General features: G+C 62.7%; 16 protein-coding genes. 13 read left to right on the top strand and 3 right to left on the bottom strand.

Features of this window, described 5'->3' with window-relative positions; genetic code table 11:
- Nucleotides 1-36: 36 nt before the first annotated feature.
- The 13 genes from GA0061105_RS15535 (at nucleotide 37) to fhuB (ending at nucleotide 15,123) form a co-directional block, all read left to right on the top strand.
- The gene (locus tag GA0061105_RS15535; protein ID WP_064697276.1) at nucleotides 37-849 is read left to right on the top strand and encodes a DeoR/GlpR family DNA-binding transcription regulator; all 813 of its coding nucleotides are present in this window, start codon (nucleotides 37-39) and stop codon (nucleotides 847-849) included.
- A 47-nt stretch (nucleotides 850-896) separates the two neighbouring features.
- Nucleotides 897-1,892: a rhamnose ABC transporter substrate-binding protein gene (rhaS, locus tag GA0061105_RS15530; RefSeq protein ID WP_064697277.1), complete on the top strand. Its 996-nt coding sequence runs from the start codon at nucleotides 897-899 to the stop codon at nucleotides 1,890-1,892.
- A 72-nt stretch (nucleotides 1,893-1,964) separates the two neighbouring features.
- Entirely contained in the window at nucleotides 1,965-3,500 is a 1,536-nt protein-coding gene (locus GA0061105_RS15525) for a sugar ABC transporter ATP-binding protein (protein WP_092751276.1), read from the top strand.
- A 10-nt stretch (nucleotides 3,501-3,510) separates the two neighbouring features.
- Entirely contained in the window at nucleotides 3,511-4,512 is a 1,002-nt protein-coding gene (locus GA0061105_RS15520; RefSeq protein WP_092751448.1) for an ABC transporter permease, read from the top strand.
- Entirely contained in the window at nucleotides 4,509-5,516 is a 1,008-nt protein-coding gene (locus GA0061105_RS15515) for an ABC transporter permease (protein WP_092751274.1), read from the top strand. Before GA0061105_RS15520 ends, GA0061105_RS15515 begins: the two co-directional genes overlap by 4 nt.
- Nucleotides 5,513-5,833 (top strand): L-rhamnose mutarotase, encoded by a 321-nt coding sequence (gene rhaM / locus GA0061105_RS15510; RefSeq protein WP_064697280.1) that lies wholly within the window; start codon nucleotides 5,513-5,515, stop codon nucleotides 5,831-5,833. The genes GA0061105_RS15515 and rhaM overlap by 4 nt, the downstream gene beginning before the upstream one ends.
- Complete coding sequence (locus tag GA0061105_RS15505) at nucleotides 5,830-7,203, top strand: FGGY-family carbohydrate kinase (protein ID WP_092751272.1); 1,374 nt, start codon at nucleotides 5,830-5,832, stop codon at nucleotides 7,201-7,203. Before rhaM ends, GA0061105_RS15505 begins: the two co-directional genes overlap by 4 nt.
- Nucleotides 7,204-7,279: 76 nt before the next feature.
- Entirely contained in the window at nucleotides 7,280-8,038 is a 759-nt protein-coding gene (locus tag GA0061105_RS15500; protein WP_092751270.1) for a fumarylacetoacetate hydrolase family protein, read from the top strand.
- 117 nt (nucleotides 8,039-8,155) lie between these two features.
- Nucleotides 8,156-9,040, top strand: a complete 885-nt coding sequence (locus tag GA0061105_RS15495; protein ID WP_092751269.1) for a helix-turn-helix domain-containing protein — start codon at nucleotides 8,156-8,158, stop codon at nucleotides 9,038-9,040.
- 167 nt (nucleotides 9,041-9,207) lie between these two features.
- Nucleotides 9,208-11,379, top strand: coding sequence for a TonB-dependent siderophore receptor (locus tag GA0061105_RS15490; protein ID WP_092751267.1), 2,172 nt, complete (start codon nucleotides 9,208-9,210; stop codon nucleotides 11,377-11,379).
- A 92-nt stretch (nucleotides 11,380-11,471) separates the two neighbouring features.
- On the top strand, nucleotides 11,472-12,251 hold the full coding sequence (locus GA0061105_RS15485; RefSeq protein ID WP_092751265.1) for an ABC transporter ATP-binding protein: 780 nt from the start codon (nucleotides 11,472-11,474) through the stop codon (nucleotides 12,249-12,251).
- A 3-nt stretch (nucleotides 12,252-12,254) separates the two neighbouring features.
- Nucleotides 12,255-13,139 carry an ABC transporter substrate-binding protein gene (locus tag GA0061105_RS15480; RefSeq protein ID WP_092751264.1) on the top strand — a complete coding sequence of 295 codons (885 nt, stop codon included), beginning with the start codon at nucleotides 12,255-12,257 and terminating at the stop codon, nucleotides 13,137-13,139.
- Nucleotides 13,132-15,123: a Fe(3+)-hydroxamate ABC transporter permease FhuB gene (fhuB, locus tag GA0061105_RS15475; protein WP_064697286.1), complete on the top strand. Its 1,992-nt coding sequence runs from the start codon at nucleotides 13,132-13,134 to the stop codon at nucleotides 15,121-15,123. Before GA0061105_RS15480 ends, fhuB begins: the two co-directional genes overlap by 8 nt.
- A gap of 6 nt (nucleotides 15,124-15,129) precedes the next feature.
- On the opposite strand, the gene mmsB is transcribed toward fhuB, so the two are convergent.
- From mmsB to GA0061105_RS15460, 3 genes are all read right to left on the bottom strand, one after another.
- The gene (mmsB, locus tag GA0061105_RS15470) at nucleotides 15,130-16,011 is read right to left on the bottom strand and encodes a 3-hydroxyisobutyrate dehydrogenase (RefSeq protein ID WP_092751262.1); all 882 of its coding nucleotides are present in this window, start codon (nucleotides 16,009-16,011) and stop codon (nucleotides 15,130-15,132) included.
- Between the two features lie 9 nt (nucleotides 16,012-16,020).
- The gene (locus GA0061105_RS15465; RefSeq protein WP_064697288.1) at nucleotides 16,021-17,616 is read right to left on the bottom strand and encodes a GMC family oxidoreductase; all 1,596 of its coding nucleotides are present in this window, start codon (nucleotides 17,614-17,616) and stop codon (nucleotides 16,021-16,023) included.
- A 102-nt stretch (nucleotides 17,617-17,718) separates the two neighbouring features.
- A complete protein-coding gene (locus tag GA0061105_RS15460) occupies nucleotides 17,719-18,708 on the bottom strand; it encodes a branched-chain amino acid ABC transporter permease (protein WP_092751260.1) in 990 nt (329 codons plus the stop codon).

The raw sequence follows: 18,708 nt of genomic DNA, 5'->3' as shown, positions 1-18,708 counted from the left end.
CGGATACGAAATAAATACGACAAGAGGAGGAGCCCAATGCACGAACGCGAACGCCATCGCATCATTTTAAGCGCCGTCCAGGAAAAGTCCGTCGTTACGATCCAGGACATTTCCGAGCTGACGGAAGCCTCTGAAGCGACAATCCGGCGCGATATTGCGGCCCTTCATGTGCAGGGCAAGATCCGCCGCGTGCGTGGTGGTGCGGAAGCAGTGCACCCACCGCAGTTGGGCAACCTCGCTGGTCGACCCTTCCGCGTTTCAGAATCAGTCAACATCGATAAAAAACGCGCAATCGCCCGCGCGGCGGTCGACCTCTGCGAAGCGGGCGATGCCATCATCATCAATGGTGGCACCACCACCTTTCAAATGGTGCATTACATGGCCGGCCACCGCATGCAGGTCATGACCAACTCTTTCGCGATCGCCGAACATCTGGTGAAGCATTCCAAGAATACTGTGACGGTGCCGGGCGGCGCGATCTATCGCGAGCAGAGCCTGATCCTGTCGCCTTTCGACAATGACGCGATCCGCAATTTTTATGCGCGGCGCATGTTCATCGGCGCACAGGGCGTCGGCCCGCTCGGCATCATGGAGGCGGATGCGCTCATTATCCAGAGCGAGCAGAAGCTGATGCACCAAGCCGATGAACTCGTCGTCATGGTCGATTCAAGCAAATTCAATCGACGGTCGAGCCTCATTCTCTGCGCGCTCGACCGCGTGTCTGTGGTCATCACCGATGACGGGATCTCGGAAGAGGCAGCTCGCATGGTCGAGAATGCCGGCGTCCGGCTCGTCGTCGCGAGCCCGGTGGCCCAGCTTGTGAAGGAGGATTCCTCGTCGGTCGCATGAGGCGCCGCCGAGGTGTGGAAGTCTAATCTTAATGGGAGGAAAGTGACATGAAACTAGCAAAGACACTGGCGCTCGGCGTAGCGCTCGCCGTCGCCATGATGGCCGGCACCGCAAGCGCCGCGGACATCAAGATCGGCCTCGTCGTGAAGTCGCTCGGCAACGGCTTCTTCGACGCCGCCAACAAGGGCGCCCAGGAAGCCGCCAAGGAACTCGGCGGCGTGGAAGTGATCTACACCGGTCCGACGTCGACGACGGCCGAAGGTCAGATCGAAGTCATCAACTCGCTGATCGCTCAGGGAGTCGATGCCATCGCCGTTTCGGCCAACGATCCCGACGCGCTCGTTCCGGCGCTGAAGAAGGCGGCACAGCGCGGCATCAAGGTCATCTCCTGGGATTCCGGCGTCGCGCCGGAAGGCCGCATCCTGCAGCTCAACCCGTCGTCCAACGAGCTGATCGGCAAGATGTGCCTGACGCTCGCCAAGGATCATCTGGAAGGCGGCAAGGGGGACTTCGCCATCCTGTCGGCCACGACAACCTCGACCAACCAGAACATCTGGATCGACCAGATGAAGAAGCAGCTCAAGGATTTCCCTGGCCTCAACCTCGTCACCACGGTTTACGGCGACGACCTGTCGGACAAGTCCTATCGTGAAGCCGAGGGCCTGCTGAAGTCGAATCCGAACGTCAAGGTCATTGTCGCTCCGACGACGGTCGGCGTTCTCGCTGCCTCCAAGGTCGTCGAAGACAAGGGCCTCGTCGGCAAGGTCTACGTCACCGGTCTCGGCCTGCCGTCGGAAATGGCCGGCGCGATCAAGTCCGGCGCCACCAAGGAATTCGCCATCTGGAACCCGATCGACCTCGGTTATTCCGCCACCCAGATCGCCTATCGCCTCGTCAAGGGCGAGACCGACGGCAAGCCGGGCAGCGAGATCGAAGCCGGCCGCATGGGCAAGATCAAGGTCGGCGACAACGGCGAAGCCGCCATGGCCGATCCCTTCGTCTACAACGCTTCGAATATCGACCAGTTCTCCAAGGTCTTCTGATCCGGAGCAACCGCATAAAAACCCGGCGGCTATGCGGCCGCCGGGATTCTCATTCGACACTGGTAGAAGCTGATGAACGCCGCCTTTCAACAACCCGCCACGGACAGCCAAACCGGCGAAGCGCCCGCCATCCTCGAAATGCGCGGCATTTCCCAGATCTTCCCTGGCGTGAAGGCGCTCGACAATGTCAGCATCGCCCTTCACCCCGGCACGGTGACGGCACTGATCGGCGAAAACGGCGCCGGCAAATCGACGCTCGTCAAGATCCTCACCGGTATCTACAGGCCGAACGAAGGTGAGATCCTGGTCGACGGTCGGGCAGTGACCTTCGCTAGCGCCCAGGCCGCGATCGATGCCGGCGTCACCGCCATCCATCAGGAAACCGTGCTGTTCGACGAACTGACGGTTGCCGAAAACATTTTCCTCGGCCATGCGCCGCGCACGCGCTTTCGCACCATCGACTGGCAGGTGATGAACAGCCGTTCGAAGACGCTGCTGACCGCGCTAGAAAGCAATATCGATCCGACGATCCGACTGAAGGACCTCTCCATCGCGCAGCGCCATCTGGTGGCAATTGCCCGCGCTTTGTCGATCGAGGCCCGCATTGTCATCATGGACGAGCCGACGGCCGCCCTCTCCCGCAAGGAGATCGATGATCTTTTCCGCATCATCAAGGGCCTGAAGGAACAGGGTAAGGCGATCCTCTTCATCAGCCACAAATTCGACGAGCTTTACGAGATCGCCGACGACTTCGTCGTCTTCCGCGACGGCCGCGCCGTCGGCCAAGGTCGGCTCAAGGAAACGCCACAGGACGAGATCGTCCGCATGATGGTCGGCCGCGACGTCGAAAACGTCTTTCCGAAGATTGAGGTCGCCATCGGCGGACCGGTCCTCGAAGTCGAAAAATACAGCCACCGCACCGAGTTCCGCGATATTTCGCTGACGCTGCGCAAGGGCGAGATCCTCGGCATCTACGGCCTGATCGGCGCCGGCCGCTCGGAACTGGCGCAATCGCTCTTCGGCATCACCAGGCCGCTCTCCGGCAGGCTGACGCTCGAGGGCCGGGAAATTTCGATCAATTCGCCGCATGACGCCATCAGAGCCGGCATCGTCTACGTGCCGGAAGAGCGCGGCCGCCACGGCCTGGCGCTGCCGATGCCGATCTACCAGAACATGACGCTGCCGTCGCTGGCGCGCACCTCGCGCAAGGGGTTCCTGCAGGCGGCGGAAGAATTCGCGCTCGCCCGCAAATATGCCGAGCGGCTGGATCTGCGCGCTGCCGCCCTCTCCGTCCCGGTCGGCACGCTGTCGGGCGGCAACCAGCAGAAGGTCGTCATCGGCAAGTGGCTCGCCACCATGCCCAAGGTCATCATACTCGACGAGCCGACCAAGGGTATCGACATCGGCTCGAAGGCTGCCGTCCACGGCTTCATCAGTGAGCTTGCCGCAGAGGGCCTCTCGATCATCATGATCTCTTCCGAACTGCCCGAAATCATCGGCATGTCGGACCGCGTGCTGGTGATGAAGGAAGGTCTGTCGGTCGGGCTCTTCGAGCGTGATCAGCTTTCGCCGGAAGCGCTGGTGCGCGCGGCGACCGGAAATGCATGAGGTGACGAGCATGATGAGACTGATCAGAAAACGCGAAACGCTGCTCTTCGCCATCATCGTGGTGATGATCGTCGTCTTCTCGACGCGGGCTGCCGATTTCGCCACGCCGGACAATCTCGCCGGCATCTTCAACGACACCGCGATCCTCATCATCCTGGCGCTTGCCCAGATGACGGTCATCCTGACAAAATCGATCGATCTCTCGGTTGCCGCCAACCTTGCCTTTACCGGCATGGCCATCGCGATGATGAATGCCGCCTTTCCCGGCCTGCCGCTGATCGTGCTGATCCTTGCCGCGGTCGTGATCGGCGCAGCCCTCGGCTCGATCAACGGCTTCCTCGTCTGGCGCCTCGAAATCCCGCCGATCGTCGTCACCCTCGGCACGCTCACCATCTATCGCGGCATGGCCTTCGTGCTCTCCGGCGGAGCCTGGGTGAACGCGCACCAGATGACGCCGACCTTCCTCGCCGTCCCCCGCACGCCGATCCTCGGCCTGCCGGTGCTGAGCTGGGTCGCGATCATCATCGTCGCGCTGATGTACATGCTGCTGCGCTACAGCCAGTTCGGCCGCTCGGCTTATGCGACCGGCGGCAATCCGACCGCTGCCGTCTATGCCGGCATCGATACCGGCCGGACGAAATTCCTCGCTTTCGTGCTCTCCGGCGCGCTCGCCGGCCTTGCAAGCTATCTCTGGGTGTCACGTTATGCCGTCGCCTATGTCGATATCGCCAACGGCTTCGAGCTCGACAGCGTTGCCGCCTGCGTCATCGGCGGCATCTCGATTGCCGGCGGCGTCGGCTCGGTCGCCGGCACAGTGCTCGGCGCGCTCTTCCTCGGCGTCATCAAGAACGCCCTGCCGGTCATCGGCATTTCACCCTTCACGCAGATGGCCATCTCCGGAACCGTCATCATTCTCGCCGTTGCCTTCAACGCAAGGCGTGAGCGCAACCGGGGCCGCATCATACTGCGCGACCGCGCCGCAGCCGAAATCAGAACGGAGGCCGCAGCATGAGCACCGTATCCACGCACGAAAAGCGCGTCATCCCCGACCGCCTCGGCACGCCCTTCCGCCGCGTCGTCGCAAGCTGGGAAGTGCTGCTCTTCGGTGTCGCCGTCCTGATCTTCATCTTCAATTCCCTGGCCTCGCCCTATTTCCTCGACGCCTGGAACCTCTCGGACGCCACCTTCAACTTCACCGAAAAGGCGATGATTGCCTTTGCCATGGCGCTGCTCGTCATCTCAGGCGAGATCGACCTCTCGGTCGCCGCGATCATCGCGCTCGCCTCGACGGCGATGGGGGCGGCAGCGCAGCTTGGCATCGGCACGCCGGGCCTGGTGCTGATCGGCATCGGTACCGGCCTTGCCTGCGGCATCTTCAACGGTATGCTGGTTTCGGTGCTGAAACTACCGTCGATCGTCGTCACGATCGGCACGATGAGCCTGTTCCGCGGCATTTCCTATATCGTGCTCGGCGACCAGGCTTACGGCAAATACCCCGCTGATTTCGCCTATTTCGGTCAGGGCTACGTGCTCTGGGTGTTTTCTTTCGAATTCGTGCTCTTCATCGTCGTGGCGATCCTCTTCGCCATCCTGCTGCATGCGACGAATTTCGGCCGGCAGGTCTATGCGATCGGCAATAACGACTTCGCTGCCCGCTTCTCCGGCATCCCGGTCGAGCGCGTCAAATTCATCCTCTTCCTGCTGACCGGCATCATGAGCGGTGTCGCCGCCGTCTGCCTGACCTCGCGCCTCGGCTCGACCCGGCCGTCGATCGCTCAGGGATGGGAGCTCGAAGTCGTGACCATGGTCGTGCTCGGCGGCATCTCGATCCTCGGCGGCTCCGGCCGGATCGGCGGCGTCGTCATCGCCGCCTTCGTCATGGGCCTCGTCACCTTCGGCCTCGGGCTGTTGAACGTGCCCGGCATCGTCATGTCGATCTTCATCGGCCTGCTTCTCATCATCACCATCGCCATTCCGATCATCGCCCGCCGCATCAAGATCATGAGCTCCCGATGACCTTAGAAAAACACGCCTTCAAGATGCAGCTCAATCCCGGCATGGAAGCCGAATATCGAAAGCGGCACGACGAGATCTGGCCGGAACTGGTCGATCTCCTCCATCAATCTGGGGCCAGCGACTATTCGATCCATCTCGACCGCGAGACCAATACGCTTTTCGGCGTCCTGACGCGGCCTCTCGACCACACGATGGCGAGCCTGCCGGATCATCCGGTGATGAAGAAATGGTGGGCATATATGGCCGATATCATGGCGACCAATCCGGATAATTCGCCCGTCCACAGCGACCTCGTCACCGTCTTCCATATGCCATGACCGCCAGCTCCTATCGCCGCATCGCCGTCCTGGACATCGGCAAGACCAATGCCAAGGTCGTCGTCCTCGATAGCGGGACAGGCGCCGAGATCGCCGTCCTGAAGCGGCCGAACATCACGATCAAGACCGGCCCCTACCCGCATTACGATATCGAGGCGCTCTGGTCCTTCGCGCTCGATGCACTGAAACGCCTGGCGCGGGAACCCGGCTTCGACGCCATTTCCATCACCACCCATGGCGCCGCCGCCGCGCTCCTCGGCAAGGACGGGATGCTCGCCATGCCCGTGATCGACTACGAACATGAATATCCGCAGGAGATCCGCGACGCCTACACTGCGCTGCGACCCTCTTTCGACGAAACCTTCTCGCCGCGCCTTGCCATGGGCCTCAATGTCGGCGCCCAACTGCATTATCAGAAGAGCGCTTTTCCGGAAGACTTCGCTGAGGTGGCGACCATCCTCACCTATGCGCAGTATTGGGCGGCGCGGCTGACCGGCGTCGCCGCTAACGAACTGACTTCGCTCGGCTGCCACACCGACCTCTGGAACCCAAAAACATCAAGCTATTCCTCGCTCGTCGACAGGCTCGGCATCCGCGATCGGATGGCGCCCATCCGCTCCGCCTTCGATGCGCTCGGCCCTGTCCTGCCTTACATTGCCGATGAGATCGGCATCTCCGTGCCCGTCTATTGCGGCATCCACGATTCCAACGCCTCGCTGCTGCCGCACCTCGTCCATCGGGACGCCCCCTTCGCCGTCGTCTCGACAGGCACGTGGGTCATCAGTTTCGGCGTCGGCGGCGATCTCGACCATCTCGATCCGAATCGCGATGCGCTCGCCAACGTCGACGCTTTTGGTCGGGCCGTTCCCTCCTCCCGCTTCATGGGCGGGCGGGAATACGAGATCCTCGCGGCCGAAATAGGCCCTGTCGAGGAGAACGCGGCCGAGGCAGCAATCGGTCCTGTCATTGCAAAAAACATGATGTTGCTGCCGAACATTGCCTCTGCTTCCGGCCCCTTTCCCGATAAGGCAAGCCGTTGGATCGGCGCGGAAGAAGCAAGCCGCGACGAACGTCATGCCAGCGCCGGCCTCTATCTGGCGCTGATGACCGAGGCCTGCCTTGGACTGATCGGCGCCAAGGGTCCTGTCATCGTCGAAGGCCCTTTTGCGCTGAACGCGACCTATCTGAAACTGCTTGCCGCGCTTGCCGGTCGCGAAGTCCTCGCCCTTCCCGGCTCGACCGGCACCAGCCAGGGTGCGGCTCTTCTCACCGGCATCCGCCCTGTATCGGGCACCGAGAGACATTTTCCGGCGACCGACATCCCGGGATTGGCCGCCTATCGCGATCGCTGGTACGCGGCGATGGAATAGGAGTCTTTCCAAGATCGGTCTTGTTCGTCCGGGCCTTGCGGTTACTGTGCACCTCGAAATCATTCGAGGAGATATCATGACAGAGACATTCGATCCGCGCGGCCTCGCATCCACGCTTCACCGCCTGCGGCAAGCCGGCAGGCAGGAGGAAACGAGCACCTTTACTTTGCCTGCCGACCTGCATCAGGCGATGGCGGCGCAGAATCTCCTCGCCGCTGCTGACGGAATTTCCAGCAATGCCTGGAAGGTGACGGTCCCGCCGCAGGGCCAAGCCGTTACCGCTCCCCTGCATCCTTATGTCGAAGCCGTCGCGGGCGCTGATATTCCCTGGTATTCGGGCCTGAAATTCGAAACCGAGATCGCCGTTCGCCTCGGCAAGGATCTGCCGATCCGCGCAGGCGTCCCATACAGCCGCGCCGAAGTGGTCGAGGCGATTTCCGCTGCCTATCTCGGCGCCGAACTGCTGGTCAGCGCCATCAGGGAAAGTGGCAGCGTTTCCTTTCTGCTATTCGTCGCCGACCGGCTCGGCAATAGCGGCTATGTGCTCGGCCCGCAGGTCGACAAGAGCGTTGTCGACACTGCCGGCGGCACGCCTCTCAAGGTCACCCATGCGGGCCGCACGATCTATGAAGGCCCGGCACAGCATCCGAAGGGTGACGTTCTCACCTGGCTGCTCGACTATGCCAATGACGGGCTTCGGCCCGAAACATCACTGAAGGCGGGTGCACTCGTCACCACGGGCACGTTGAGCGGCGCGATCGAACTGAACGAACCCGGCGAGATCGACATCCTTCTCGGCGACAGCAGGCTGAGCTTCTCGGTGTCGAGAGCCTGATCCGGCAGTATTTTTTATCGCCGGATTGATGATTGTCATCCGCTTCCGTCTACTGTAATAAACTTGACTATAAATTGAAGGTTTGCTTCCGGCGCATGGCCGGAGGCGGAAATGCAAATGACTTTTCAACCGCGGATGCAGAACAAGATCCAGGGCTTCTCGGTCATAGGCGGCGTGCATCGCCGCCTGTGGAACGGCATAGTCGCCGACGTCTGGGACGTCGAATGCGCCTCTTATGCCGGCGGCTATTATGTCTCGCGGGATCCGCGGCTCTTCATCATGCTCGACAAGCGGGGGGCGGGCAATTCGCGCATCAAGCTCTCACCGAGGGCGCAAGGCACCGTTCAAGATACGGAAAAACGCCCGATCTCCTATGTGCCGGCCGGTATGGAAGTCTGGGCCGATCTGACCGACGTGCATTCGATCCGCCATCTCGATCTGCATTTCGATGCCGATACCATTGGCCGCAGGCTTGCGGAAGACATCGATCCGCGCCGCTTGGAAAGCCCGAAGCTTCTCTTTTCCGATGAGCGGGTGCTGGCGCTGGCGCAGCTGGTCGCTGCCGAGTGCCTCAGTCCGGAGCCGCTGCACGATCTCTATGGCGACGGCCTGGCCTTGGCATTGATCATCGACGTGCTGAAGCTTTCCAAGGCCACGCCGCGCAAGCGCAGCAAGCTCGCCTCCTGGCAGCTTCGCCGCGCCACCGATTTCATTGAGGAAAATTGCCTTCGCAATATCCGTCTCGAGGAGCTCGCCGGTCTGACCGGGCTATCGCAATCGCATTTCAGCCATGCGTTCAAAGCCTCGACCGGCATCGCGCCGCATCAATGGCAGACCAATGCCCGGCTCGACAAGGCCAAGCGCCTGCTTGTCGAGAGCGAATATGCGTTGACCGCGATTGCAGCCGAAACCGGCTTTGCCGATCAGGCGCATTTCACCCGCGTCTTCCGCAAACATGTTGGCGCCACGCCGGCGAGCTGGAAGAAGGCTCAACTTGCCTAACGGCAACGCTGTCTGAGCAATCCTTTACAATGCGGAGAATTGCCCAAAAACGTTCAATTTTCCCCGATCGAGACAAGCCGTTCCGTTAAAACTGAGTTAAGCACTCATCTTATTCAAAGGTTCTTCGCCGCGTGTCAGTGCCGCGGCGCGAGTGGGGTATAGAAGACATGCGTGGGCAGACCAGGGGTCCCATTTTCAAGGCAAATCGATTGGCAGGCGTGGCGATCGCCGGCCTGATGGCGGGCTCCGCCTCGGCGCAGGATGCGACGTCGACCGAGCTTGCGCCGATCGTCATCCAGGGCGGCAGCGATACAGCGACCAGCCCGGTCAAAGGTTATGTCGCCAAGAACTCCTCCACCGGCTCGAAGAGCGACACGCCGCTCAACGAAATCCCGCAGTCCGTCTCCGTCATCGGCACGCAGGAAATGGACGATCGTGGCATCACTAATAAGATCGACGAGGTGCTGCTTTATACGCCTGGGGTCACCGCGCAGCCCTATGGCGGCGACGGCGATACGGATTGGTTCTACATTCGTGGCTTCAACGCGACACAGACCGGCGTCTTCTTCGACAATCTGACGCTCTTCAGCTACGGCTTCGGCGGCTTCCAGCTCGATCCCTTCATGCTGGAGCGCGTCGAGGTGCTGAAGGGTCCGGCCTCCGTACTCTACGGCGGAGCCAACCCCGGCGGCATCGTCAATCTCGTCCGCAAGCGCCCGCTCGATGAGCCGCTCTTCTATACAGAGATCGGCATCAACAACAACGGCAATGCCTTCACCGGCTTCGACGTCTCTGACAAGGTCGGTTCCACCGGAACGATGAGCTATCGCATCACCGGCAAGGTCGCAGGCGGCGACAACTATTCGGACTTTTCCGAGGACTTCCGCGGCTTCATCATGCCGCAGCTCACCATTTCGCCGGATGACAGCACGAGCTTCACCGCCTGGGGTTATCTCGGCGGCCTCGATCAGGTCCATACCGGCAACGGCTTTTTCCCCTATGTCGGCACCGTCGAGGATGCACCCTTCGGCAAGATCGACCGCGACGCCTTCTATGGCGAGCCCGGCATCGATGACGGCAGCTATGTGCAGAAGATGATCGGCTACGAGTTCGAGCATGAATTCGACAATGGCATCAAGTTCTCGCAGAACCTGCGCTACGGCCACCTCGACAAGCATGAGATCGGCCCCTACCTGAACGGCTGGGCCGGCGGCGCTCCGACAGGCCCCGACTACCAGTTGGCGCGCATCGGCTTCGAAGGTCGCTCCGCAGTCGATTCCTTCGGCATCGACAACCGGCTCGAAGGCGAAGCGGAACTCGGCGGCGCCACGCACAACATGCTGGTCGGCCTCGATTACAAATATTATCGGCTCGACCATGTTCAGAAATGGCCGACGTGGCCGACAACGGCGACGCCGATCAGCGCCACCGATCCGATTTACGGCGCCATTCAGCCGACAAATGACGTCGCCATCGATCAGGTCGTCACGCACAAGCAGCTCGGCATCTATGCGCAGGATCAGATCCACTTCGGTGACGGCTGGCTGCTGACGCTCAACGGCCGATACGACTATGTCGACACCGATGCCGACGCAATCGTCGGCACGAGCTATACATCGAACGACAGCGCCGTCAGCGGCCGTATCGGCCTTGCCTACGAGTTCGATAACGGCCTGACGCCCTATGTCAGCGCCGCGACTTTCTTCAATCCGCTGATCGGCACCGGTGTATCGGGCGCGCTGGAGCCGGAGGACGGAGAGCAGTTCGAAGGCGGCATCAAATATGAGCCCACCTTCATCGACGGTTCGGTGACCGCGTCGGTATTCCACATCACCAAGCGCAACAACACGGTCACCAATCCGGCCACCTTCGCCCAGAGCCAGCTCGGCGAGGTCGTATCGCGCGGCGCCGAACTCGAAGGCAAGGTCAATATCAACGAGAACTGGAAGGTCCTCGCCTCGCTTGCCTATACGGACATGGAAGTAACGGAAAACGAGGCCAACCCGGCACTCGTCGGCAACTCGCCTTATCTGATCCCGAAGGTGACCGCCTCTCTCTGGGTGGACTATACGCTGACGACAGGCGCTTTCGAGGGCATGAGCTTCGGGGCCGGCGTGCGCCATCAGGGCTGGTCCTGGGCCGATGAGGCGAATACCGAGAAGGTTCCCGCCGCGACCCTCTTCGACGCCGCAATCCGCTACGACAGGGAAAACTGGGGCGCCGCGCTCAATGTCACCAACCTCTTCGACATGGAATATGTCAAGGGCTGCGGCGGCCTGACCGTCTGCGGTTACGGCGATGCCCGCACCGTCACCTTCAAGCTCAGCAGGAAGTGGTAAGTTGACAATCAGAGTTTAGTTTTGCAGGAACCTGCTGGAAGAGGAGGGCTTGCCCTCCTGCCTCCATTGCAGCGCCGAACCCGGAGCAGACTATGACTTCGCCTTTCCTTGCCCTTTCGGGAATAGACTATGCCATCGGGCCGAAATCCATCCTGTCCGGTATCGACCTGACACTCGAGCACGGCCGAATTTATGGACTGGTTGGCCCGAATGGTTCCGGCAAGAGCACGCTTCTGAAGATCATCGCCCGCCAGATCGCGCCGAAATCCGGCGCCATCACCTTCGGCGGCAAGCCGGCAAGCGACTGGGGCGCCCGGGAGTTTGCCCGCCACGTCGCCTATATGCCGCAATTCACCCCGACGACCGACGGCATGAGCGTTCGGGAACTGATTGCCCTCGGCCGTTTCCCCTGGCACGGCACGCTCGGCCGCTTCACCGCCACCGATCGCCGAATGGTCGAGGAGGCGATCGTCCGCACCGAGCTCGAAGATTTTGCCGATCGCCTCGTCGCCGCAATGTCCGGCGGCGAGCGCCAGCGCGCCTGGATCGCCATGATGCTCGCCCAGGACGCCCGTTGCCTCCTGCTCGACGAGCCGACCTCGGCGCTCGATCTCGCCCATCAGGCGAGCGTTCTTTCGCTGGTGCAGGAACTCAGCCACGAACGCGGGTTGACCGTCATTATCGTGCTGCACGACATCAACCTCGCCGCACGCTACTGCGATGCGATCATTGCGCTCAATCGCGGCCGGATCACTGCCGAGGGCACGCCCGCCGAGATCATGCAGGCCGACAAGCTGCGGTCGATTTTCGGCGTCGGCATGGGCGTCTTCCCGCATCCGGTTCGAAACGAGCCGGTCAGCTATCTGTTGTAGGTCATGGCTTTTTTGGCTTACTTCTCCCGCAGACGGTTTCTCGCCGGTGCGGCGGTCTCGCTCTCCGCCCCAGCGTACATGCGGGCGGCGGAGCGCATACGCGTCGCGGCGCTCGACTGGGCGCTGCTCGAAACCCTGCTGGCAGTCGGCGCCAACGTCGTTGCGGCAACGGAGCTGCGGCAATTCCGGCAGGCGGCCGTAACGCCTGAAGTGCCGGCGACGGTGGCCGATCTCGGCTTGCGCGGCACGCCGAATTTCGAGGTGCTGCGGCTTGCGCGGCCGGATTTGATCTTCAATTCGAACTTCTATGCCTGGGCGGACGAGCGCATGCGCCGGATCGCGCCTGTGGAAAGCCATGCGATTTACAAACCCGGCAAAAGCCCCTTCGCGCTGGCCGAACAGGTCACGCTTGCGATCGGCGAGCGGCTGCAGCTTCGCGCAGCCCGGGAGCTGACCGAAGAGCTTGCAGCCAGGCTCGACCGCTACAGGGCTGTCTTTGCCGCCGGCGACGGGCGGCCGGTCATTCCGATCAATCTCGGTGATGCCAGGCATTTCCGCGTCTTCGGTTCCGACAGCATGTTCGGCGAGGTGCTGAAACGCGTCGGCCTTACCAATGCATGGCAGGGTGCGACCAGCTACTCGGCCGCTGCTCCGGTCGGCATCGAGACATTGGCATCGATGCCCGACGCCTGGATCGTCATGATCCCGCCGCATCCGGCCGATGCGATCGCCACACTTTCCGCCAGCAGTTTCTGGAACGCGTTGCCGGCTGTACGTGAGAAGCGCGTGCTGATGCTCGGCGCCGTCAATCCCTATGGTGCGTTGCCGGCCGCCGGCCGCTTTGCCGACCTTCTGGCGCAAGGGCTTGAGCATGCATGGAATGGTTAGCCGCGCCAGCCCGGCGCGAAGCGGAAGACTGCCCGCTCCCGGCCTGATACTGGCCGGGCTTTGCATCGCTGCCTTCGCGCTCCTCGTCGTGACGCGCCCGCAGCTAGCCCACGACAATGCCGAAGCAACGCTGCTGAACAGCGTGCTGCTCTGGGACGGCATCATGCCCCGCGCCATGCTTGCCGTGATCGCCGGCGCCGCGCTCGGCCTTTCCGGCGCATTGCTGCAGCGTGTGCTGCGCAACCCGATCGCCGATGCTTCCACGCTCGGCATCGCCTCCGGGGCGGAACTGGCGATGACGGCAGCCATGAGCGTCTCGCCCCTGCTGATCGGATTGTCGCGCGAAATGACCGCCTTTGCCGGCGGCGTCGCGGCAGTCGCCGTCGTTCTGGCTTTGAGCTGGCGGCGCGGGCTCGATCCGGTGACCGTGGCGCTTTCAGGCATGATTGTCAGCCTCATCGCCTCTGCCCTCAGCGTCACGCTGATTCTTGCGCGCGGCGAATATGCCATGTCGATCTACATCTGGGGCGCCGGTTCGCTCAGCCAGCTGGATTGGAACAGCGTCTCCTCGCTCGGCCCCCGGCTTATCCTCGGCTTCATGGCCGCGTCGCTGCTGGTGCGGCCGCTCCGCATTCTCGCGCTCGATGACAGCGGCGCCCGAAGCCTCGGTCTTGCCCTGCATTCCACGCGCCTCGCGATCGTCGGTCTTGCCGTCTGGCTCGCAGCCTCGGTGACATCGGAGGTTGGCATCATCGGCTTCCTCGGGCTCGCAGCCCCAGCAATCGCAAGGCTTGCCGGTGCGCGCGGCTCGGACAGGCTGATGATGGCAGCACCGCTGACGGGCGCCGGGCTTCTCTTCCTGACCGATTGCCTCACCCAAATCCTCGGCCCCGGCTTCACCGATCTCGCGCCGACGGGAGCGGCGACCGCTTTGCTCGGCGGCCCGCTGCTGCTCTTCCTGCTGCCGCGCGTGCATTCCGTTTCAGCCGTTGGCGCCCAGTCGGCGGCGGCGCTGAGGAGGCTGGCCAGGCCGCTCCAAACCCTCGCTATTTTCCTGATTGCGCTCTCCCTGCTCTTTGCGCTCGTCCTCACTCTCGGCCCTGCCGATGACGGCTGGCACGTCGCTACTGGCACTCTCCTGGCCGACCTCCTGCCCTTCCGTCTGCCGCGGACGATCGTGGCCGCCGCCGCCGGCGCCATGCTGGCGGCATCAGGCTTCATCATGCAGCGCATCACGGGCAATCCGATTGCGAGCCCGGAGGTTCTCGGCGTCAGCGGCGGGGCCGGGGCGGGCCTGACGGTGGCGCTCTTCCTCTTCGGCTTCCCCTCGCCAGCCATCATGCTCGCCGCCATGGCGATCGGCGCACTGGCAGCCTTCGTCGCGATGATCGCCATTTCGGCGCGCGCGCAATTCTCGCCGGAACGCATGCTGCTGGCCGGCGTCGGCATCGGCGCCTTCGCCATGGCGATCGTGACCATGGTGCTCGCCCAGGGCGATATGCGCGGCTACATCCTGCTGACCTGGCTTTCCGGCTCGACCAACCGCGCCGGCGCCTTCGAAGCCTGGACGGCCGCCACTTCGCTCGTCCTGTTGACTGCGCCGCTACCCTTCCTCAGCCGCTGGCTGACGATCCTGCCGCTCGGGGCCGGTTTGAGCCGCGCCGTCGGCCTTCCCGTCGGAGCAAGCCGTCTGGTGCTCGCCATCCTCGCCGCGCTGATGACGGCGATCGCCTCGTTCCTTGTCGGGCCACTCAGCCTCACCGGCCTGATTGCGCCGCATCTGGCGCGGCTCGCCGGCTTCCGCACGCCAAGCCACCAGCTTGCGGCGAGCCTCATCTTCGGCGCCGGCGTGCTGACGGCGGCGGACTGGCTGTCGCGCGTTGTCATCTATCCCTATCAGGTGCCGGTCGGCCTCTTCGCCGCCCTGATCGGCGGGCCCTATCTGATCTGGCTGCTCTCTCGGCGGAGCACGCCGGGACAGTGAACGAGCTTACGCCTTCTCGCGGAACATCTCGATGATGGCGGAAAAGTCCCTTCCGCCATTGCCCTGCTTTTCGAAGAGTGCATAAAGCTGGGCCGCTTCCGCACCCATGGGCGTGGACGCACCGCTTGCCAGCGCCGCCTCCTGCGACAGCCTGAGATCCTTCAGCATCAGGGCTGCGGCAAAGCCTGGCTTGTAACCGTTGTTGGCGGGAGATGTGGGCACCGGCCCAGGCACCGGGCAATAGGTATTGATCGACCAGCACTGGCCTGATGACGTCGAGGCGACGTCGAACAGCGCCTGATGGGAAAGGCCAAGTTTCTCAGCCAGCACGAAGGCCTCGCAGACGCCGACCATCGAGATGCCGAGGATCATATTGTTGCAGATCTTCGCCGCCTGGCCGGCGCCGGCCTCGCCGCAATGGACGATCTTCTTTCCCATCGCCTCAAGGATCGGTTTCGCCCGGGTGAAGGCCTCGTCCGAGCCGCCGGCCATGAAGGTGAGCGTTCCGGCAGTCGCCCCGCCGGTGCCGCCGGAAACGGGGGCGTCGAGCGACAGGCAGCCTGCGGCTTTGGCCATCTCATGCGCCTTGCGGCTGCTCTCGACATCGATTGTGGAGCAATCGATGACAAGCGTGTCCTGCGTCGCCGTCTGCAGGATGTCGGTCCAGGCCGTCAGCACGTGTTTGCCCTGCGGCAGCATTGATATGACGATCTCCGCATCCTTGACCGCCTGGCTGGCATGGCTTGCCGGCTTTACGCCGCTCGCCTCGGCCGCCTTCAGCACCGAAGCCGCGAGATCGAAGCCGAGCACCTCGTGACCTGCCTTGACGAGATTGGCCGCCATCGGCCCGCCCATATTGCCGAGCCCGATAAATGCGATCCTAGCCATGGTCTTCTCCTACCGGTTGTCTTCGAGGATCATTGCCGCCGCCTTTTCGGCGATCATGATCGTCGGCGAATTGGTGTTCCCCGAGGTGATCGACGGCATCACCGAGGCGTCGGCGATCCTGAGCTTGCCGAGCGCCCTGAGTTTCAGCCGGGGGTCGACGACGCTGTCCCGGTCGACGCCCATGCGGCAGGTGCCGACAGGATGAAAGATCGTCGTGCCGATATCGCCCGCTGCCCGCTCCAGATCCGCCTCCGTCTGATAGCTGGGACCTGGCTTGAACTCCTCCGGCTTGAAACGGGCAAAGGAAGGTTGGGCGACGATCTTGCGCGTCAACCGTATTGAACGGACAGCTATGTCACGATCGCGTTGCGTCGAGAGATATTTCGGGCTGATCATCGGCTGGGCGGCGAAATCCGGGCTCGACAGGTGCACCGAACCGCGGCTTTCCGGCCTCAGATTGCAGACGCTCGCCGTAATCGCCGGGAAAGGATGGACCGGATCGCCGAACTTCTCCAGCGACACCGGCTGCACGTGATATTGCAGATCAGGCGTTTCGCGATCGGGGCCCGAGCGGGTGAAGATGCCGAGCTGGCTCGGCGCCATTGCCATCGGGCCGGAACGGCGGACGAGATATTCGAGCCCGATCGCCGCTTTGCCGATCAGCCTCGTCGCCTTCTCGTTCAGCGTCGGGACGCCCGTCACCTTATAGGCCAGCCGAAGTTGCAGATGGTCCTGGAGATTCTCGCCGACCCCCTTCACCTCGGCGAGAACATCGACACCCGCCCGCCGGAGAACTTCGCCCCTGCCGATGCCGGATAGCTCCAGAATATGCGGCGAACCGATCGAACCGGCCGAAAGGACAGTCTCTTTGGCCGCATAGGCGCGTTTCGCCACGCCCTGGTGCTGAAATTCGACACCGGAGACCGCCCCCTCCTCGACCAGAAGCCGCCGGACCTGCGCCTTGGTAAGGACGGTCAGGTTCGAGCGCCGCATTGCCGGGCGCAGAAAGGCCTTTGACGTGTTCCAGCGAATGCCGGAGCGTTGATTGACGTCGAAATAGCCGGAGCCTTCATTGCTGCCGCGGTTGAAATCCTCCGTCTCCGGGATGCCGGCTTCCCTGGCCGCCTGCTGGAAGGCATCGAGCACGGCCCAGCGCACGCGGGCCTTCTCGATGCGCCATTCGCCACCCGCCCCGTGCATCTCATCGGCGCCGCGATAAAAATCCTCGGACTTGCGGAAGAAGGGCAGAATGTCATCCCAGCCCCAGCCGGTGCAGCCCATCTGCCGCCAGAGATCGTAGTCGCGCGCCTGGCCGCGCATGTAGATCATGCCGTTGATCGATGAGCAGCCGCCGAGCACCTTGCCGCGGGGATAACTCAGCGCCCGGCCGTTCAGTCCGGCTTCCGGCGCCGTGGTGAAGCACCAGTCGGTGCGCGGATTGTTGATGCAATAGAGATAACCGACGGGGATATGAATCCAGTGGTAGTTGTCGCTGCCGCCGGCTTCGAGCAGCAGCACGCGGCTCCTGCCGTCGGCCGACAGGCGATTGGCGAGCACGCAACCGGCGCTTCCTGCCCCGATGATAATGTAGTCGTAACGCTCCATTCCCCGCCCGAAACTCCAGATGCTCAACGCTTCCCTCTCCCCGCAGCGCCGCTCGCCTCTTTGCCGGAAAGAAAAGGTCTTTCCAGAAAATGAGGTCCGCCGTTAGCGGCGATAGACGAAGCCTAGCTTGCGCCCCAGTCGCGAGGCGTAGAATTCGCCGATGATGCCGCGGCGGAAGATCAGCACGCAGATCATGAAGACGACGCCAGTGATGATCGTCACCGGAAATTCCGACGTGGCGAGATAATTCTGCAGCGCCACCACCAGCCCGGCCCCGAAGAGCGGCCCGACCAGCGTGCCGATGCCGCCGAGCAGCGTCATCAGGATCACCTCGCCCGACATCTGCCAGGCGACGTCGGTCAGGGTCGCGAACTGAAAGACGAGCGATTTCACCGCGCCCGCCAACCCCGCTAGCGCCGCCGACATCACGAAGGCCCCGAGCTTGTAACGCGCGACGGAATAGCCGAGCGAAGTGGCGCGATTCTCGTTCTCGCGGATCGATCTCAAGATCATGCCGAAGGGCGAGTTGATGAATCGCCAGATGATCAGGATGCCGACGAGGAAAACACCAAGCACGAAATAATACATGTTGGTCGAGTTGTTGAGGTCGATGAAACCGAAGAGATGACCGCGCGGCACCGACTGGATGCCGTCCTCGCCCTCGGTGAACTCGGCCTGCAGGCAGAAGAAGAAGAACATCTGCGACAAGGCGAGCGTGATCATCGCGAAATAAATGCCCTGGCGGCGGATGGCGAAGAACCCCATGACCAGCCCGAGAAAGGCCGCGCCCGCCACACCGACGAGGATGCCGAGTTCCGGCGGCAGGCCCCATGATTTCACCGTATAGGCGGTGAAATAGGCAGCACCCCCGAAGAAGGTGGCATGGCCGAATGAAAGCAGGCCGGTATAGCCGAGCAGCAGATTGAAGGCGCAGGCAAAGAGCGCGAAGCAGAGCAGCTTCATCAGGAAGATCGGATAGAAGAAGAAGGGCGCCAAGAGCAGGAACAGCAGTCCCGCAAGCAGGAAACCCGCCTGCACCGACAGGGCGGTTCGGCTCTTTTCCGTTCGGATGGTTTCGGTGATGTCAGCCAT

Source organism: Rhizobium aethiopicum, assembly GCF_900094625.1.
GTDB lineage: Bacteria > Pseudomonadota > Alphaproteobacteria > Rhizobiales > Rhizobiaceae > Rhizobium > Rhizobium aethiopicum.
The sequence above is the reverse complement of the archived record's forward strand: the minus strand, read 5'-3'. Positions and strand labels throughout refer to the sequence as shown.

Bases quoted from the DNA above. Each gene is read 5' to 3' on its own strand.
- GA0061105_RS15535 (WP_064697276.1), top strand. From the start codon at position 37: ATGCACGAACGCGAACGCCATCGCATCATTTTAAGCGCCGTCCAGGAA.
- rhaS (WP_064697277.1), top strand. From the start codon at position 897: ATGAAACTAGCAAAGACACTGGCGCTCGGCGTAGCGCTCGCCGTCGCC.
- GA0061105_RS15525 (WP_092751276.1), top strand. From the start codon at position 1,965: ATGAACGCCGCCTTTCAACAACCCGCCACGGACAGCCAAACCGGCGAA.
- GA0061105_RS15520 (WP_092751448.1), top strand. From the start codon at position 3,511: ATGATGAGACTGATCAGAAAACGCGAAACGCTGCTCTTCGCCATCATC.
- GA0061105_RS15515 (WP_092751274.1), top strand. From the start codon at position 4,509: ATGAGCACCGTATCCACGCACGAAAAGCGCGTCATCCCCGACCGCCTC.
- rhaM (WP_064697280.1), top strand. From the start codon at position 5,513: ATGACCTTAGAAAAACACGCCTTCAAGATGCAGCTCAATCCCGGCATG.
- GA0061105_RS15505 (WP_092751272.1), top strand. From the start codon at position 5,830: ATGACCGCCAGCTCCTATCGCCGCATCGCCGTCCTGGACATCGGCAAG.
- GA0061105_RS15500 (WP_092751270.1), top strand. From the start codon at position 7,280: ATGACAGAGACATTCGATCCGCGCGGCCTCGCATCCACGCTTCACCGC.
- GA0061105_RS15495 (WP_092751269.1), top strand. From the start codon at position 8,156: ATGACTTTTCAACCGCGGATGCAGAACAAGATCCAGGGCTTCTCGGTC.
- GA0061105_RS15490 (WP_092751267.1), top strand. From the start codon at position 9,208: ATGCGTGGGCAGACCAGGGGTCCCATTTTCAAGGCAAATCGATTGGCA.
- GA0061105_RS15485 (WP_092751265.1), top strand. From the start codon at position 11,472: ATGACTTCGCCTTTCCTTGCCCTTTCGGGAATAGACTATGCCATCGGG.
- GA0061105_RS15480 (WP_092751264.1), top strand. From the start codon at position 12,255: ATGGCTTTTTTGGCTTACTTCTCCCGCAGACGGTTTCTCGCCGGTGCG.
- fhuB (WP_064697286.1), top strand. From the start codon at position 13,132: ATGGTTAGCCGCGCCAGCCCGGCGCGAAGCGGAAGACTGCCCGCTCCC.
- mmsB (WP_092751262.1), bottom strand. From the start codon at position 16,011: ATGGCTAGGATCGCATTTATCGGGCTCGGCAATATGGGCGGGCCGATG.
- GA0061105_RS15465 (WP_064697288.1), bottom strand. From the start codon at position 17,616: ATGGAGCGTTACGACTACATTATCATCGGGGCAGGAAGCGCCGGTTGC.
- GA0061105_RS15460 (WP_092751260.1), bottom strand. From the start codon at position 18,708: ATGGCTGACATCACCGAAACCATCCGAACGGAAAAGAGCCGAACCGCC.